Origin of the sequence: Hymenobacter gummosus (genome assembly GCF_003970915.1) — a bacterium.
GTDB classification, from domain to species: Bacteria; Bacteroidota; Bacteroidia; order Cytophagales; family Hymenobacteraceae; genus Solirubrum; species Solirubrum gummosum.
Window position 1 is genome coordinate 332025 of record NZ_RXOF01000005.1, and the last position, 15620, is coordinate 347644.

General features: G+C 63.9%; 14 protein-coding genes. 5 read left to right on the plus strand and 9 right to left on the minus strand.

Features of this window, described 5'->3' with window-relative positions; translation table 11 throughout:
- The first annotated feature begins 162 nt into the window (after window positions 1-162).
- Window positions 163-1059: a UbiA family prenyltransferase gene (locus tag EJV47_RS11465; protein ID WP_126693288.1), complete on the plus strand. Its 897-nt coding sequence runs from the start codon at window positions 163-165 to the stop codon at window positions 1057-1059.
- Between the two features lie 39 nt (window positions 1060-1098).
- Window positions 1099-1746 (plus strand): hypothetical protein, encoded by a 648-nt coding sequence (locus EJV47_RS28025; protein ID WP_165903712.1) that lies wholly within the window; start codon window positions 1099-1101, stop codon window positions 1744-1746.
- Window positions 1747-1835: 89 nt separating this feature from the next.
- Here EJV47_RS28025 and EJV47_RS11475 read toward each other — a convergent pair whose 3' ends face one another.
- Together EJV47_RS11475 and rho are read right to left on the minus strand one after the other, a co-directional pair.
- Entirely contained in the window at window positions 1836-2531 is a 696-nt protein-coding gene (locus EJV47_RS11475; protein ID WP_126693289.1) for a DsbA family protein, read from the minus strand.
- Between the two features lie 346 nt (window positions 2532-2877).
- Window positions 2878-5178: a transcription termination factor Rho gene (gene rho, locus EJV47_RS11480; RefSeq protein WP_126693290.1), complete on the minus strand. Its 2301-nt coding sequence runs from the start codon at window positions 5176-5178 to the stop codon at window positions 2878-2880.
- Between the two features lie 520 nt (window positions 5179-5698).
- On the opposite strand from rho, the gene serS reads away from it, so the two are divergent.
- Window positions 5699-6976, plus strand: a complete 1278-nt coding sequence (gene serS, locus EJV47_RS11485) for a serine--tRNA ligase (RefSeq protein WP_126693291.1) — start codon at window positions 5699-5701, stop codon at window positions 6974-6976.
- Between the two features lie 287 nt (window positions 6977-7263).
- On the opposite strand, the gene EJV47_RS11490 is transcribed toward serS, so the two are convergent.
- The 5 genes from EJV47_RS11490 to EJV47_RS11510 form a co-directional block, all read right to left on the minus strand.
- Window positions 7264-7533, minus strand: a complete 270-nt coding sequence (locus EJV47_RS11490) for a UBP-type zinc finger domain-containing protein (protein WP_126693292.1) — start codon at window positions 7531-7533, stop codon at window positions 7264-7266.
- Window positions 7534-7678: 145 nt separating this feature from the next.
- Window positions 7679-8332 carry a hypothetical protein gene (locus tag EJV47_RS11495; RefSeq protein ID WP_126693293.1) on the minus strand — a complete coding sequence of 218 codons (654 nt, stop codon included), beginning with the start codon at window positions 8330-8332 and terminating at the stop codon, window positions 7679-7681.
- A gap of 162 nt (window positions 8333-8494) precedes the next feature.
- Entirely contained in the window at window positions 8495-8995 is a 501-nt protein-coding gene (locus tag EJV47_RS11500; protein WP_126693294.1) for an OsmC family protein, read from the minus strand.
- A gap of 253 nt (window positions 8996-9248) precedes the next feature.
- On the minus strand, window positions 9249-10295 hold the full coding sequence (locus EJV47_RS11505; RefSeq protein WP_126693295.1) for a glycosyltransferase family 9 protein: 1047 nt from the start codon (window positions 10293-10295) through the stop codon (window positions 9249-9251).
- Window positions 10296-10489: 194 nt separating this feature from the next.
- Entirely contained in the window at window positions 10490-12259 is a 1770-nt protein-coding gene (locus tag EJV47_RS11510) for a helix-hairpin-helix domain-containing protein (RefSeq protein ID WP_126693296.1), read from the minus strand.
- A gap of 110 nt (window positions 12260-12369) precedes the next feature.
- Here EJV47_RS11510 and EJV47_RS11515 point away from each other — a divergent pair, with 110 nt between their 5' ends.
- The gene (locus tag EJV47_RS11515; RefSeq protein ID WP_126693297.1) at window positions 12370-12768 is read left to right on the plus strand and encodes a hypothetical protein; all 399 of its coding nucleotides are present in this window, start codon (window positions 12370-12372) and stop codon (window positions 12766-12768) included.
- A 171-nt stretch (window positions 12769-12939) separates the two neighbouring features.
- Window positions 12940-13347: an EVE domain-containing protein gene (locus EJV47_RS11520; protein ID WP_126693298.1), complete on the plus strand. Its 408-nt coding sequence runs from the start codon at window positions 12940-12942 to the stop codon at window positions 13345-13347.
- A 1163-nt stretch (window positions 13348-14510) separates the two neighbouring features.
- Here the strand turns inward: EJV47_RS11520 and EJV47_RS11525 are convergent.
- Window positions 14511-14882, minus strand: coding sequence for a hypothetical protein (locus EJV47_RS11525; protein ID WP_126693299.1), 372 nt, complete (start codon window positions 14880-14882; stop codon window positions 14511-14513).
- A gap of 37 nt (window positions 14883-14919) precedes the next feature.
- Window positions 14920-15429 (minus strand): helix-turn-helix domain-containing protein, encoded by a 510-nt coding sequence (locus EJV47_RS11530; protein WP_165903713.1) that lies wholly within the window; start codon window positions 15427-15429, stop codon window positions 14920-14922.
- Window positions 15430-15620 lie beyond the last annotated feature (191 nt).

The window sequence follows — 15620 nt, forward strand, 5'->3', positions numbered from 1 at the left end:
TCGATGGCCAAATGGTCGGTCGTGCTGAACTGCTCACGTCAGCACGACCGACCATCTGGCTACCAGGGCATTTGACCATTCAGTCGAGCCATTTGGCCATCAACCAAACAGCCGTTCAATCATTGCCCCAACCAATCATTCGCTCACTCAATCATTCAATCATTGACCACTGCCAATTACCAAAAAGCCCTGCCGCTGCTGCGCATCCCGTTTTCGGTGTACCTGATGCCGGTGTACTGGTTTGCGCTGAGCGCGCTGCGCCAGCCGTTTTCGGGGCCGCGGGCGGTGGGCGTGTTCGTGGTGCTGCACCTGCTGGCTTACCCCGCCTCCAACGGCTACAACTCCTGGTTCGACCGCGACGAGGGCAGCATCGGGGGCTTGGAGCGGCCGCCGCAGGTCACGCCGGCGCTGTGGCACCTGGTCGTGCTGTTCGACGCGCTAGCCGTGCTCGGGGCCCTGCTCATCAGCTGGGAGTTTGCCGCGCTGCTGACGGTGTACCTGCTCGTATCGAAGGCCTACAGCTACGACCGGATTCGGCTCAAGAAGTACCCCATCATCAGCACGCTGGTGGTGGTGGTGTTTCAGGGTGCGTTTACGTTCCTGATGACGCAGGTAGGCGCGCAGGCCCGCTCGGCGGAAATCCTCGCCCCCGACAACCTGCTGCTGGCTCTGGTCAGCAGCCTGTTTTTGTGCGGCTCCTACCCGCTCACGCAGGTGTACCAGCATCGGGAAGACCGGCAGCGCGGCGACCAGACGCTCAGTTTATTGCTGGGCCTGCGCGGCACTTTCGTGTTTGCCGGGCTGGGGCTGCTGGCCGGGGCCGCAGTGCTGGGCTACGCCTTCTGGCAGCGGCAGGAGCTGGCTTTCCTGGTGATTTTTGCCGTGGCCACGCTGCCGGTGGTGCTGCTCTTCGCGCGCTGGGTGCTGGCCGTGTGGCACGATGCGGCCGCCGCCGACTTCCGCCACACCATGCGCATGAACCAGGTGTCGTCTTTGTGCCTGAGCGCGGCGTTTATCCTGATGCTGGCGCTGCGGCACTTCGGCAGCGTGCTGCCCTGAGCCCAAACGCCGCCCCCGGCCGCTGCGTACAACGGGGCTATGCTGATTCGCCGCCTCACCCCTACCCTGACGCTGCTGGCCGCGCTGGCAGCCTGTTCCACGCCTTCCTCCGAGCGCTCCGCCGGCACGCCCGCCGTTGGCACCGACACCGCCACCGTGTCCGACTCGCCCGCGCCGGAGCCCCTGGATACCACCGCCGCCTCGGTCACCAATGCCCAGTCGGATACGCTGAAAGTGGTGCGTACTCGCCACCTGTTTTCCTCGCCCTCCGCCCCCGATTTGTTTCAGCTGGTGCTGCGCGGCGACTCCCTGCTCAGCAGCGAAGCCACCTTCACTATCACGGCCGCCGACGGCACCGTCATTTTCCGCGAAGCCCTCAGCTCGGCCGACCTTGAAGCCAGCATGGTGTACGAAATGACCAAGCCCGGGGCCACCCGCCAGGAGCGCGAAGCCTACGTGCGCCGGCGCATGGACGAGTTTTTCGCCGCCAAGAACTTCCGCACGCCCGCCATCGGCCCGAAAGACAGCTACCAGCCCGGTAGCCTCGACCGGGCCGGCCGGGACGATTTGCGCCGCCGCTCGGGCACCGTCAGCTTCGACTACCTGGTGGGCAAGGAAGACCGGCGCCGCATTGCCTGGTCGCCGCTCAAGAAGCAAGTGGTGCGCCTCGGCGGCGTAGGCAGCTGACTTTTCCGGCCCGCCGACACCCAAGCGCCCGGCTTACCAATCGGTGGTAGGCCGGGCGCTTGGGTGTCGGCGCGTGCGTATCGGGCTGCTTAGGCCGAGGGCTGTTGCCCTGCTTCGGGGGCATCCGGGGCGGCGGTTTCTTCCAGCAGCTGCTCCAGGCCGGCTTTCAGCTGCTCGTAGGGCTGGTAGCCGCGGGCCAGCACGTAGCCGTCCTGCCCGTGGGCGAAAATCAGTGTGGGGAAGCCCTGCACGCCCAGGCGCTGCACCACCTCAAACTCGTGCTTGGTGGCCTGCCGGCTGGCGTCGCTGTCCCACCAGCGCACAAACTCTTCGGGGTCGAGGCTAAACTGCCGGGCCAGTGCGGCGTAGGTCTGCGGCTCGTTCAGATCCTGCCCGTCCACGAACAAGGCGCGCTGCAGGGCGTGGGCAAACTCGGCTTCGCGGCTGAGCGGGTCGAGCTGCTTGAACACCATCAGCGCCCGGCTCGGCGGCTCGGAGTCGTTGCGGTAGCTGCCCTCGGCGCCCAGGCGCTGGTAGGCCGCGCCAAACTCGGCGCCCGTCACCTGCGCCACCTGCGCGTGCGACTCCTGCAGCGCCGGCCACACGTGGCGAATGGGCCGCACCTGGGGGCCCACCACCATGCCGCCGCTGAGCACCGTCACGGGCACGCGGTCGGCAAACTCTGCGGCCAGGCGCTGCACCACCGGGCTGGTACCGTAGCACCAGCTGCAGAGCGGGTCGAAGATGTACAGAAGCTGGCGTTCGGCTTGGTTGGATTGGCTCATGCGCAAAACTACTCAGTCGCCCGGTAAACTTCTGGTCAATATTAAGTAGTTCACGGCCAGCGTCGAAGCCAGCCGTAGCCAGCCGGAACCAAGCCTATGGAAAGGCCATTAGCATATTTATTTCGCAAAAAACACCAATACAAAGTATCCCATCAGCCCGGAGCACCCCATTGTGACGCTGCCGGGCCTGCCCGCCGGCCTGTACGTGTGCCGGCCGCGTACCGCTGCGGGCCTGCTCAGCCAACGCCTCGTCGGCCCTGAACCGGGCCGGCAGACCAGGCTCTATAATGAAAAAGGCCCGCCGGCAGCTGCCAGCGGGCCTTTTCCTTGCGGGGCGGCATCAGCCCTACCCGTTCATCGATACCAGGAACTCGATGTTGTCCTTGGTGCCCTTCATACGGTCCTTGAGGAATTCCATGGCCTCGGTGGCCGACATATCCGACATGAACTTGCGCAGTACCCACACGCGGTTCAGCTCGTCCTTGCCCATGAGCAGGTCTTCGCGGCGGGTGCCCGAAGCCGGTACGTCGATGGCCGGGAAGATGCGCTTGTTGGCCAGCTTCCGGTCGAGCTGCAGTTCCATGTTGCCGGTGCCCTTGAACTCCTCGAAGATAACCTCGTCCATCTTCGAGCCGGTGTCCACCAGGGCCGTAGCCACAATGGTCAGCGAGCCGCCGTTTTCCACGTTGCGGGCCGCCCCGAAGAAGCGCTTGGGCTTCTGCAGCGCCCCGGCGTCGATACCGCCCGACAAGATGCGGCTGCTGGAGGGCTGCACCGTGTTGTAGGCGCGGGCCAGGCGGGTGATGGAGTCGAGCAGGATGACCACGTCGTGGCCGCACTCCACCAGGCGCTTGGCCTTGTCGAGGGCCATGCTGGCAATTTTCACGTGGCGGTCGGCCGTTTCGTCGAAGGTCGAGCTGAGCACCTCGGCTTTCACCGTGCGCTGCATCTCGGTTACTTCCTCGGGGCGTTCGTCGATGAGCAGAATCATCAGGTACACCTCGGGGTGGTTTTCGGCGATGGAGTTGGCAATTTCCTGCAGCAACACCGTCTTACCCACTTTCGGCTGGGCCACAATCAGCCCGCGCTGCCCTTTACCAATGGGGGCAAACAAATCCAGAATGCGGGTGCTGTACTGCGTGGGCGAAGTCGTGAGCTTCAGACGCTCATCGGCGAAGAGCGGGGTCAGGTGCGAGAAGGAAATCCGGTCGCGCACGTCTTCCACGGTCCGGCCGTTGATGCTTTCCACCGACACCAGCGCGTAGTACTTCTCGCCTTCCTTGGGCGGGCGCACCGTGCACTTCACCGTGTCGCCGGCCTTGAGCGAGTACTGCTTCACCTGCTGCTGCGACACGTAGATGTCGTCGGGCGAGGCGAGGTAGTTGTAGTAGGGCGAGCGGAGGAAGCCGTAGCCGCCGTCGGGCATCATTTCCAGGGCGCCTTCGCTCGGAATGGTGATTTCCAGCGACTCCACGCGCTGCGGCTGCTGGGGCCGCGGCGCCTGCTGCTCGCCCTGGGGGCGCTGCTGGCCCTGCTGCTGCGGCTGGCGGCCGTCGCGGTTGAACCGCTCGTCGCCGCGGCGCGGCTCGTCGCGGCGCAGCTCGCGCGGCTCACCCTGCGGGCGGCCTTCGTCGCGGCGGCCGTCTTCCCGGCGGGGCTCGTCGCCGCGCCGGGGCTCATCCCGGCGCACCTCTTCGCGCTGGCGGGGCTCGTCGGTGCGGCGAGGCTCATCGCGGCGCAGCTCTTCCGGCTGCCGGGGTTCGTCGCGGCGGCGCGGCTCGTCGTTGCGGCGGGGCTCGTCGCGGCGCAGGTCGCGCGGCTCGCGGCCGTCGCGGTTTTCCCGCGGCTCGCGCTCCTCGCGGGGCGGCTGCGGAATGATGATGGGGCGGGGCTGCTCGCCGGCCGGGCGCGGGGCGGGCTGCCCGGGCGCGGCGGCCGGGGCTTCCTGCGGACGGTTGCGGTCGGTACGCGGGGCGTCGCGGCGGTAGTCGGCCGGCCGGATTTCGCGCGGCTCGCGGCCGGGCTGCGGCACCACGAAGCGCACCGGGCGGGCGGCAGGCGCTTCGGGCGCTACCGCGGCGGCAACTTCGGCCGGGGCAGCGGGGGCCGCAGCGGCAGGCGCCGAGACGGCCGGAGCAGTATCGGCAGGAGCAGGTGCGGCCGGGGCTTCCGGGGCTACGGGGGCGGCAGCTTCGGCGGGGGCAGCGGGTGCGGCGGCCGCACGGCCGCCGCGGGCCGGGCGCTGGCCCGTACGCGGGCTGCGGCCACCGGCCACCGGAGCGGCCGGTGCTTCAATGGCCTCGGCGGCAGGCGCGGGCGCGGGAGTTTCGGCGGGGGCGGCCGCCGGAGCTTCGGCTACAGCGGCGGCGGAAGCTTTGGCGGCGCTCTGCACCCCGTTGCGGCCGCGGCGCTCGGGGCGGGCCGGGGCGGCCGGCGCCGCGGGGGCTGGTGCGGCCGGGGCGGCGGCTTCGGGCTCGGCGCCGCGCTTGCTGGGCAGCTTATCCAGCGGCGTGACGGCCTGCTGGTCCAGAATCTTATAAATCAGGTCCTGTTTGCTCAGGCGGCGGAAATTGCCCACGTTCAGGGATTCAGCAATTTCCTTTAGCTCGGACAACAACCGGTCCTTGAGCTCATCAATAGTGTACATATAACGGTACGGGGAGAGGGAAAATCGGGGTGGAAAGGCCCGGCAACTGCCGCGGGGCTTCGCCTATGCGAAACGCCACGGCACACAACCCAACGGGAAAGCAGCGCAGAAGCGCGGGGGCGATGGAAACAGCTGGAGTCTGCGGGCGCCGGAACAAGAGCAAATCGGAGGCGGGGCGCTTCACCCGCGAGGGGGGGCGGCCCGGCATCAGCGCCGGCTTGCTTCCGCAATGTTACACAATACGCCCAAATGCCCCAACAGGATGCAGCATTTTTCTATTTGCCGGCTGGGAATTTAACTTTTCAGGGAAGGATATAGTTCAGGCCGCTGAGGCGCAGCCGCATCCGGCCGCGGCGGAAAAGCATTTTGAACCGGAGAAGCGCGGCCAAACCCGCAAAAAACGCCCTGGAGGCCTGGTAGCCGCCCCGAGCCGGGCCAGCTTGGGGCGGCAGCCGCCGGCGGTGCCGCGCCCGGCGAAAAGCACTACTTTTGCCCCGTTTCATTGTGTTTTGACTGCGTTATGCTGCAAGTTTCCGTCCTGAAAGAGCAAACCGACCGCGTGCTGGCCGGCCTTGCGAAAAGGAATTTCCCCAATGCCGACGCTGAGGTGCAGCGCATCATCGGCCTCGACCAGCGCCGCCGCCAGCTGCAAACCGAGCACGACTCCGCCCAGGCCGAGGCCAACAAGCTGGCCCAGCAGATCGGCAGGCTGATGAAGAGCGGCGACAAAGCCGGGGCCGAAACGCTGAAAGCCCGCACCGCCGAGCTGAAGCAGCAAACCAAAGCCGCCGCCGAGGAGCTGACGCAGCTGGAAAAGGAGCTGCAGGATGCCTTGTATCGTATTCCGAACGTGCCGCACGCGAGCGTGCCCGCCGGCCGCTCGGCCGACGACAACGAGGTGGTGCGCGAAGTGGGCCAGAAGCCGGAGCTGGCCGAAGGCGCGCTGCCCCACTGGGACCTGATCAAGAAGCTCGACATCATCGACTTCGAGCTGGGCAACAAGATTACCGGCGCGGGCTTCCCGGTGTACAAGGGCCAGGGCGCCCGGCTGCAGCGCGCCCTCATCAACTTCTTCCTGGAACAGGCCATTGATGCCGGCTACACCGAAATTCAGCCGCCCATCCTCATCAACGAGGCCTCGGGCTACGGCACCGGTCAGCTGCCCGACAAGGAGGGCCAGATGTACCACGCCACCGCCGACGACCTGTACCTGATTCCGACGGCGGAGGTGCCCATTACCAATCTGTACCGCGACGAAATCATCCCGACGGAGCGCCTGCCCATCCTGAACGCGGGCTATACCCCCTGCTTCCGCCGCGAAGCCGGCTCCTGGGGCGCCCACGTGCGCGGCCTGAACCGCCTGCACCAGTTCGACAAGGTGGAAATCGTGCAGATTGCCAAGCCCGAGGACAGCTACGCGGCCCTCGACGGCATGGTGGCCCATATCGAAGGGCTGCTGCAACAGCTGGGCCTGCCCTACCGGGTGCTGCGCCTCTGCGGCGGCGACATGGGCTTCACCTCGGCCCTGACCTACGACCTGGAAGTGTGGTCGGCGGCGCAGGGGCGGTGGCTGGAAGTGTCGTCGGCCTCGAACTTCGAAACCTACCAGGCCAACCGCCTGAAGCTGCGCTACCGCGACGAGAACAACAAAACCCAGCTGCTGCACACGCTCAACGGCTCGGCCCTGGCCCTGCCCCGCATCGTGGCGGCGCTGCTGGAAAACAACCAGCAGGCCGACGGCACCATTAAGCTGCCCGAGGTGCTGCACCGCTACACCGGCTTCACGCAGCTGGGCTAAACACCAGACGTGTTGTAAGAAAAAGGCCCGCTGGATGCTCCGGCGGGCCTCTTATTTTATCGAAGCTGTCCACATCGTCCATTAGCCGCGTAGCGGGGCCACATCAATAGCAACCGACACGCCAGGAACGACAAGAGCTCCGTAGGAGCGGCACCTTATCCGTGCGGGAAAGGTGCCGCTCCTACGGAGCTCTTGTCGTTTTATTCTTCTGCTTTTGGCTATTGACGTGGCGCCGCTACGCGGCTGTGCTGACCGCACCAATCCATCGGCCCAGACGCTACTTTGACCTAGTACTCGGCAAACGTCTCGTCCTGATAGCACCAGAGCCACCGTTCCCCGGGCTCGGCCGAGGCCACTACGGGGTGCTGGGTAGCGTGGAAGTGCTTGGTGGCGTGCTTGTTCTTGGAATCGTCGCAGCAGCCGACGTGGCCGCACTGCTGGCACACGCGCAGGTGCACCCAGGTGTCGCCCAGGGCCAGGCACTCGGCGCAGGTGTGGGTGGCGGCGGACGTGAGGTGGTCGAGGCCCGTGAGGTGGGCGCAGAGCTTGGGTTGCATAAGGCGGTAACAGCTGATGGTGTGGCCCGGCGGGGCGGGCTAAATATAGCCGAAGCGGCAGCAGCAGGGCTGGTAAAACACAACGCGCCGCAGCTTTTCGGCCGCGGCGCGTTGTGTCAAGGCTGGTCGGGAAAAGGCGGGCGGCTTAGGATTTGGTGGTGTAGGGGAATTTGCGCGAGGCGTTGCGCATCAGGGCATTCACCAGCGAAGCCGAGGAGCTGCCCACCGAGCCGGAGGCCACGAAGTCGTACTTCCACATCAGCTTGCCCTGGCCGCTTTCGTGGATGTTCATGGTGATGTTGGCCTGGTTGGTAGCGCCCCAGGCGCCCACCAGCAGGCCCACGGCCACGGCGGCGCCGTCGCTCATGGGCTTGGAAGTGCGTACCGACGAGGTCATTACCGCGTCGACGCCCAGAATCTGGGACAGCTCCTGGGGCGAGTGTTTGCGCAGATCCTCGTAGTTGATGCCTTGCTTGGCCAGCAGGGCGTTGGTCTGCGTCACGTCCTGAAACTCCACCGTGTAGGCTTGCTTCTGGCCGCGGCGCAGCAGCCAGGCGAAGATTTTTTCCTGGAAATCAATGCCGCTCTGGCGCTCCATGGCGCGCATCTGCTCGGCCGAGGTGTGCTTGGCCTGGTTGGGGCGCAGCTCGATGATAACGGCCGACGGCAGGATGGCTACGCGCTTGTGCTTGGTGGCGTAGGTGCGGAAGTCCTGCGACAAGTAAATGTTCGGCCCGCAAGCCGTGCACCACAGCGCCAGCATCAAAACAGCCAGCGCCTTAAGAGTAGAAATACGCATGTAGATGAGGGAAAAAGAGAGGATGAAGAGACGGAATGCTTTTCCGGACCATCGACAAAACTAGCCGGTATTGTCCTACTATCCCGTCCTAACGCCCACTTTTTTTCAGGCTCCGCGAAGCTCTTCCCCGCTGGCTTGCCCACCGCCCCGGGGGCCGGCCGGCTACTGCGAAAAAGCGGCCCCGGCCGGCAGCAGCTCCGTGACGATGCGCAGGCCGCTGAGCAGCGCCTTTTGTACCGGGCACTTCTGCGAAATAACCTCCAGGCGCTGCCGCTGCTCTTCCGTCAGCGGCCCGAGCAGGCGCAGCTCCTTGTGCACCTCGTCGAGGGTGTGGCCGGGCATTTCGCAGGCGGCGCAGTCCTGGGCGTGCACGCGGCGGTGCTGCAGGCGCACTTCCACGCCTTCGAGCGGCCACTTTTTCTGGTTGGCGTACAGGCGTAGCGTAATGGCCGTGCAGGCGCCCAGGGCCGAGAGCAGCAAATCGTAGGGCGTGGGGCCGCGGTCCTGCCCGCCCACGGTTTCGGGCTCGTCGACGAGGAAGGTGTGGCGGCCGGCCTGCACGTCGGCCAGCAGGGCCTCGGCGCCGACGCGCACCAGCACGGCATGGCCCAGGGGAGTCGGGGCGTCGCCGGGCGCGGCAACGGGAGTCAGGGAATCAAGCATCTTAACTAGGGTATGAGGGCAAGAGTCGTGAGGGCAACAAGGTAATAGAAGTGCATCAGGGGCATTCTTACAGCCACAGCGCAGCGCCATATTGGTAGAAATTCCGGACAGAAGAACGGCCGATGCTACCAACATGGCACCGCTACGCGGCTGTGGTATTGCGCCGAGTCCTGAATCCCACCCTTCTATACAACGCCAGAAGCCCTCAACTCCTACCCTCACACCCGCCTACCCTCCTACCCTAGCAACCGCCCTATTCCAGGTCGAAGCGGATGTCGCGCATGCAGCGGAAGTGGCCCTGGGGGCACTTTTCGTAGCCGATTTTGGAGCAGGGCCGGCAGCCGAGGCCTTCCACTTCCAGCGCCCGGAACTCGGTGCGGAAGGGGTACATGCCAAACTCGGGCACGGTGTTGCCCCACACGCTGATGATTTCCTTGCGGAAAGCGGCGGCAATGTGCATCAGCCCGGTATCGTGGCTGACGACCAGCTGGGCCTGCCGCACCAAGGAGGCCGATTGGTGCAGGGAGAACCGCCCACAGGCGTTGTAAATCAGCGTCTGGGTGGGCGGCAGGGCGTTTTTGTCGTGGTAGTGGGCGCGCGGCGACAGGTCGGCGGGCGTAATGCCGGTGGCCTGGGCGGCGTTGGGCGCGTGCTCGAAGTGCAGCTCCACCACGTGGCCGGTGCTTTCGTCTTCGGGGCCGCCGAGCAGCACCACCGGCCGCCGCAGCTGCCCGCACAGCTCGATGATGCGCTCCACCGGCAGGCGCTTGGTGGCGTGCTGCGCCCCGATGGCAAAGGCCACGTAGCCGCCCTGAAACGCGGGCGGCAGCGTGGCGGGCACGTCTATCTCCTGCCCGGGCGGGATGAAGTAGTCGAGGCCCTGCCCGTCGTCGCGCACGCCCAGGGGGGCGGCGGCCTGCAGGTAGCGCTGCACGATGTGCACGCGCGGCAGCACGTCCCACTTCAGATTTACCTTCAGCCACTTCCGCCAGTTCAGCTTGTCGAACGAAGCCCCGGGCACGCCCAGGCGCAGCTTCAGCAGAGAGGTGCGCAGGTTGTGGTGCAGGTCCACCACGAAGTCGAACCGCTCGGCCTTCAATTCCTTTACCAGCTCGCCCAGCGTGCCCGTGAGCGTGTGCACCTTATCCACGTAGGGGTTGGCTTCGAGCAGGCCGCGGTAGGCGGGCTTGGTGCAGTAGTGTACCACGGCGCCGGGCACCTGCCGCTTCAGGGCCCGCACCACCGGCGTGGTCAGCACGATGTCGCCGATAGAGGAAAAGCGCAGGACGAGTATTTTCATCGGGAAAGACAAACTGGCGCCGGTTTAGCGAGCGAAGCGAGTGTAACCGGTGCCTATCATAGGGCAGGCTTTCAGCCTGCGGCCGGCGCCCGGACGAGCCGGCTTGGGCGCAGCGACGGTCCACGCAGGTTGGAAACCTGCTTTATTTCGGGCACCGGTTACGCCGTCTTCGACGGCTAAACCGGCGCCAGCTTTCAGCCAAACAACGGCCCGTAGTCCACTGGTTTCTTTGCCGGAGCGGGGCTGCCGAACTTCACGGCCCGTTCGCGGCGCTGCTGGAAGTAGGCGGCTATTTCCTCCACCGGCAGCGCATTCAGGGTCATTTCCGGCGTGAGGCCGCCCTTGCGGCCCTGCAGCACGCCGAAGCGCATGTCGGCGTAGCCATCGGTGTGGTGGGCGTCGGGGTTGATGCTCAGGCGCACGCCCTTTTCCATGCAGCGGCGCACCCACTGCCAGTCTAGGTCGAGGCGCCAGGGGTTGGCGTTGATTTCGATGACCACCTGGTGCTCGGCGCAGGCGTCGATAACGGCCTCGTAGTCGAGCGGGTACCCTTCGCGGCGCAGCAGCAGGCGGCCGGTGGGGTGGCCCAGCATGGTGCAAAACGGGTTCTGAATGGCGCGCAAGAGCCGCTCGGTGGCCCGCTCCTGGTCCATTTTCAGCCCCGAGTGCACCGAGGCCACCACGAAGTCGAATTCGGCCAGCACCTCGTCGGGGTAGTCCAGGCTGCCGTCGCCCAGAATATCCGACTCGATGCCCTTGAAGATGCGGAAGGGGCCGAGCTGCTGGTTGAGCTGCTCGATTTCGCGGTGCTGTTCGCGCACCCGCTCGATGCTCAGCCCGCCGGCGTAGTGGGCCGAGCGCGAATGGTCGCAGATGCCCAGGTACTGGTACTGGTTGTCGCGCAGCCACTCGGCCATCTGCCGCAGGGAGTGGGCCCCGTCGGAGTAGGTGCTGTGGTTGTGCAAAGAGCCGCGCAGGTCCGCATCCGTCAGCAGGCCGGGCAGCTTACCGGTGGCGGCTTCCTCGATTTCGCCCGCTCCCTCGCGCATTTCGGGCTCCACGTACTGCAGCTTGGCGGTTTCGTAGATGGCCGGCTCCGAGAAAAAGCGCGTCTGCTTCACCAGGCGGCGCAGCGTGGGGGCCGGGGCGCCGGCCGGCAGCGGGGCGTTGAGGTGGGCATCGGCGCCGGTTTGCTGAAACAGGCAGGTCACGAAGTCCTCGGGCTTGGCCAGCTGCACGTCGATTTTGATGCCCGACTGCGTGGCCGTGCCGCGCCAGGCGAAGGGGCCGGAGGTGCGGTCATCGGCCGCCAGCCCTTCCGTGCCGTTCAGGGCCTCGTGGGCCAGCCAGGGCTGGTTGGTGCCGACTACCACCCGCACCGTCTCCACCACCGGCAGGGCGCGGCGTACCTCGCCGGCCACGGCCACCTGCTCGGTGCGCAGGGCGTTTTCCAGCAGCGTTTTCAGCTGGTGCGCCAGCTGCTCGGCCTGGGGCAGCAGCAGCTTGCCGCGGCTCTGGGCCGTGAATTCCAGCGCGGCCAGAATGGCGTCCTGGGTTTTGGCCCCGAAGCCCTTGAGGCCGCTGACGCGGTTTTGCTCGGCCGCCTCGCGCAGGGCGTCGATGCTTTCCACACCCAGCTCCCGCCACAGTGCCCGGATTTTCTTCGGCCCGATGCCCTTGATGTCGAGCATTTCGACCACGCCGGGCGGGGTCGTTTCCTGCAGGCGCTGCAGCTCGGGGAAGGTGCCGGTCTGCACCAGGGCCTGGGCGGCGGCGGCGGCGCTTTTGCCCAGGCCGCCCTTGGTGGTGTACTCGGCCGGCGCGAGGTCGGTGAGCGGGAAGTCGAGGCGGTCGACGGCGGCGGCGGCGCCCTCGTAGGCGCGCACCTTGAAGGGGTTTTCGTCGTGCAGCTCCAGCAGCTGGGCCATCAGCCGAAAGGCGCGAATGAGGGCGCGGTTTTCCAAGGCAGTTCGGGGGTTTGGGGCGGTAAAGCTACTACGCAAACCGGCGCCGGGCAGCCACCGCCCCGGCTACGGCCCGGCCGAAGCCGCGCCGCCTGCGTATGTTAGCAGCTATGCGACTCACCGCCCTGCTTTTTGCCCTGAGCACCGTGCTGCTGGCCAGCACCTGCCGCACCGACTCGAAAACCGCCTTCCAGCAGCAGCAGCTCAACCTGCTGACCCGCACTTGGCTGCACGCCCACGAGGAAGACCAGGGCGACGTGCGCGTGTACCGCCCCAATACCTACAACTTTCCCCCGTCGCGCGGCCGTACGGGCTTTATGTTCGAGCAGAACGGCCTGTTCACCCAGTACGACATTGCCCCCACCGACGGCGTGGAGGGCCGCAAAGGCCTGTGGAGCGTGGTCGATGAGCACACCGTGCGCGTTTCGCTCAGCGACAAAAAAGACCCCGACTACCAGCTGGAAATTGTGTCCCTGGACGAGAAGATGCTGAAGGTGCGGCAGAAATAGGTTGAGAACTGAAATACCAGAACGTCATGTCGAGCTTGTCGAGACATCTCGCCAGACAGTAATTCCAATCGTTGAACGACGATTATTCTATCTGCCATCAGCACGCGAGATGTCTCGACAAGCTCGACATGACGTTCTTTTGTATTTCTCTTTCCCCCAATCACCCCAAACGTGAACTTCTGGCTCGTCAAATCCGAACCTGCCGCTTACTCCTATGCTGACCTCGAACGCGAGGGCCGCACCGACTGGACCGGCGTGCGCAACCACCAGGCCCGCGCCTGCCTGGCCCGCATGCAGCCCGGCGACCTGGTGCTCGTGTACCACAGCGTGACCGACAAGGAAGTGGTGGGCGTGGCCCGCGTGGTGGGCCCGCCCGCTCCCGACCGCACCGCCGAGCCCGGTACGCCCTGGGTAGCCGTGGACCTGGCCCCGCACCAGCGCCTGCCCCGGCCCGTGTCGCTGGCCGCCATCAAGGCCGATGCCCGCCTGCAGCAGATGGGCCTGCTGCGCCAGTCGCGGCTGTCGGTGATGAGCCTCACGCCGGAGGAGTTTGACGTGGTGCTGGCGCTGGGGCACTAAACGGGGCGAAAGCTAAAACCCAACGGGCGGTTTGCGTTGTTGCAAACCGCCCGTTGGGTTTTGCTTCAGGGTCCTGCACGCCCTGCTCGTAGAGGGCAAACGCCTCCATCGACACCGTGTCGCCCTTGGCCACGGCCACTTGCTTGACGGCCGCCAGCGGCGTGGGCTGGCCCGTGCCCGCCGTCAGGCGCGCCACCCCGTTGTGGCTGAAGGAGAGGGCGGCGTGGGCGTAGTCGCGCACCGGCGCCGACACCGAGGCCGAGTCGAAGTGCTGCTGCTCGGCGGCCAGCTCCTCGGGCGGGAACTGGTTGAAGCGCGCATTGTAGCAGTTTCTCTCTCAGCACACTCATTTGGCTGTATAACAACTGGCTTGCAATGACTTGAAGAGATTTATATGGATGAATCTTTCATGATAACGTATAGCACGCAGCGGTAGGAAAACATGGGTAAACAATGCAGTATAGAAAATTGATTAGTAACTCAAAAGGGGGCTCCCAATTAGTTAAGTTCTGAATACTTGTTCAACCAATTCCTTGTTTTCTCTCGCTCAATCTGCTCTAAATATATAATCTATGTACGTCTTCTCGTGCGTGACTTGATTCTTTTATGCATCTGTTTGTTCGGGGGAATGCACGTCCTGATCAATGAATACTGTATCTTGTTGTCGCAATATAATTTGTTTAATACACCATTGGTGTCGCCTCCTAGATAAAAACTATCAGTTATTGTATTATCTGGCAGGTAAGGCATTATAGCAATGGGGTCTACTGTAGACATCTTTGATATGTAATGATTGCTTTCACCATGGCATAAAAAGATTCTTCCAGAATAAATAAAATACCCATAATAATTTCCGCGTTGTATTCTATTTAAGCTTACTGGGTTTATTATAATCAGTGGACTGTCTTCAATCTTCGCAACGGAAAAATAGTAGCCAATCTTATCAATGCATGACTTGTCGTTTTGCACAAGAATATCTAGGGAATTTATTAAACAAAGTCCAGCTTCATATCTTGGTATTGATATTAGTTTGATATTTGATTTGTAGTCGACAGATTGAAAAATAGAATACATAGTATCTGGAGACAAGGTATATGTATCTGTATTTTGACAAACTGCTGATCTGGACAGCAAGAGAGCAAAAAATATACTCAATATGTTTTTCATTTTCTTGGTTTTTTTCCAGTTATGTTGATTTCATTTATCATCATGGGCACATAAGTATCTTTATTATAAGGAAAATATTTCCTGTCAGTTGCTGTGTAAACTCTGAGTTCTATACTTGCGCCTCTATGTATTTGTTGAAGGTTTTGCGCGAATACTATATCCCCAAATTGCCGCTCTTTCGTTCCTGGCGCGTGAACCGCCCCTGATGGACGCCATTCACCATCTGGATGACTGTGGTCATAACCTCGTAAGTCACTTGTTCTACCAAGGGGACTGTTAATTAATAAAATTCCTGCTCCCACTTCATTGTCTCTTTTATGGCTAGTGCTAATAATATTTGATTGAAGTCCACCTTCCCCAAATTTCATTAGACTCCATTCAACATCGGTGTTATTTGCAACAAATTCAAATAAATCCTTCGCTCTGCGCGGGCGTCAGGACGCCGGGGCGCTGCGCCAGCCACCGGTGCCGGAACCAGGTGAGGTAAGCCGCCCAGCGGGCTTCGCCGGGAGGTAGGTCGGGCGGCTCGGGGCCGCCGGGGTCGGGCGGCAGGGCGGCCTGAATGGCGGGCCGCGCCGCCTGCCAGCGGGCGGCCTGAATGGCCCGGGCTTCCAGCGGAGCCAGCTCGCGCTGCAGGCGGCGGGCGTGGTGGCGGCAGTAACGTAAGCGGGCCAGCAGCGGGGCCGGGTCGGGCGGCCCGGCCCCGCCCGCGGGGGTGGCTTCGGCCCCGAGCCCGGCTTCGAGTGTGGCCAGCGCCGCGGCGGCGGCCGGGGGCAGGCTGCGGCGGCCCGATTCGTAGCGGCTGAGCTGCGGCTGCGTCAGGCCCAGCCAGGCCGCCAGCGCGTGCTGGTCCAGCCCGAAGTGGCGCCGCACAGTATGCAAGGCGCTGTCAGTAAAGCGAGTGATTTTTCCCATGCCGGCATATATTTTCGGAATCGATCCGGAATATATGCCGGGAGTTGGCATATATTTTTGTTAGTCGGCAGAAATATATGCCGACCCCTGGCATATATTTTTGGTGGTGGCTCAAAATATATGCCTGACAACCGGCTGACGCGGTCCTAATCCTCCGATTTCGCGGGTCCCTTACCTCTTAATCCGGGGCG

Bases quoted from the DNA above. Each gene is read 5' to 3' on its own strand.
- EJV47_RS11505 (WP_126693295.1), bottom strand. From the start codon at position 10,295: ATGAAAATACTCGTCCTGCGCTTTTCCTCTATCGGCGACATCGTGCTG.
- EJV47_RS11530 (WP_165903713.1), bottom strand. From the start codon at position 15,429: ATGGGAAAAATCACTCGCTTTACTGACAGCGCCTTGCATACTGTGCGG.
- EJV47_RS11490 (WP_126693292.1), bottom strand. From the start codon at position 7,533: ATGCAACCCAAGCTCTGCGCCCACCTCACGGGCCTCGACCACCTCACG.
- EJV47_RS11495 (WP_126693293.1), bottom strand. From the start codon at position 8,332: ATGCGTATTTCTACTCTTAAGGCGCTGGCTGTTTTGATGCTGGCGCTG.
- EJV47_RS11500 (WP_126693294.1), bottom strand. From the start codon at position 8,995: ATGCTTGATTCCCTGACTCCCGTTGCCGCGCCCGGCGACGCCCCGACT.
- EJV47_RS11475 (WP_126693289.1), bottom strand. From the start codon at position 2,531: ATGAGCCAATCCAACCAAGCCGAACGCCAGCTTCTGTACATCTTCGAC.
- EJV47_RS11525 (WP_126693299.1), bottom strand. From the start codon at position 14,882: ATGAAATTTGGGGAAGGTGGACTTCAATCAAATATTATTAGCACTAGC.
- EJV47_RS11515 (WP_126693297.1), top strand. From the start codon at position 12,370: ATGCGACTCACCGCCCTGCTTTTTGCCCTGAGCACCGTGCTGCTGGCC.
- serS (WP_126693291.1), top strand. From the start codon at position 5,699: ATGCTGCAAGTTTCCGTCCTGAAAGAGCAAACCGACCGCGTGCTGGCC.
- EJV47_RS28025 (WP_165903712.1), top strand. From the start codon at position 1,099: ATGCTGATTCGCCGCCTCACCCCTACCCTGACGCTGCTGGCCGCGCTG.
- rho (WP_126693290.1), bottom strand. From the start codon at position 5,178: ATGTACACTATTGATGAGCTCAAGGACCGGTTGTTGTCCGAGCTAAAG.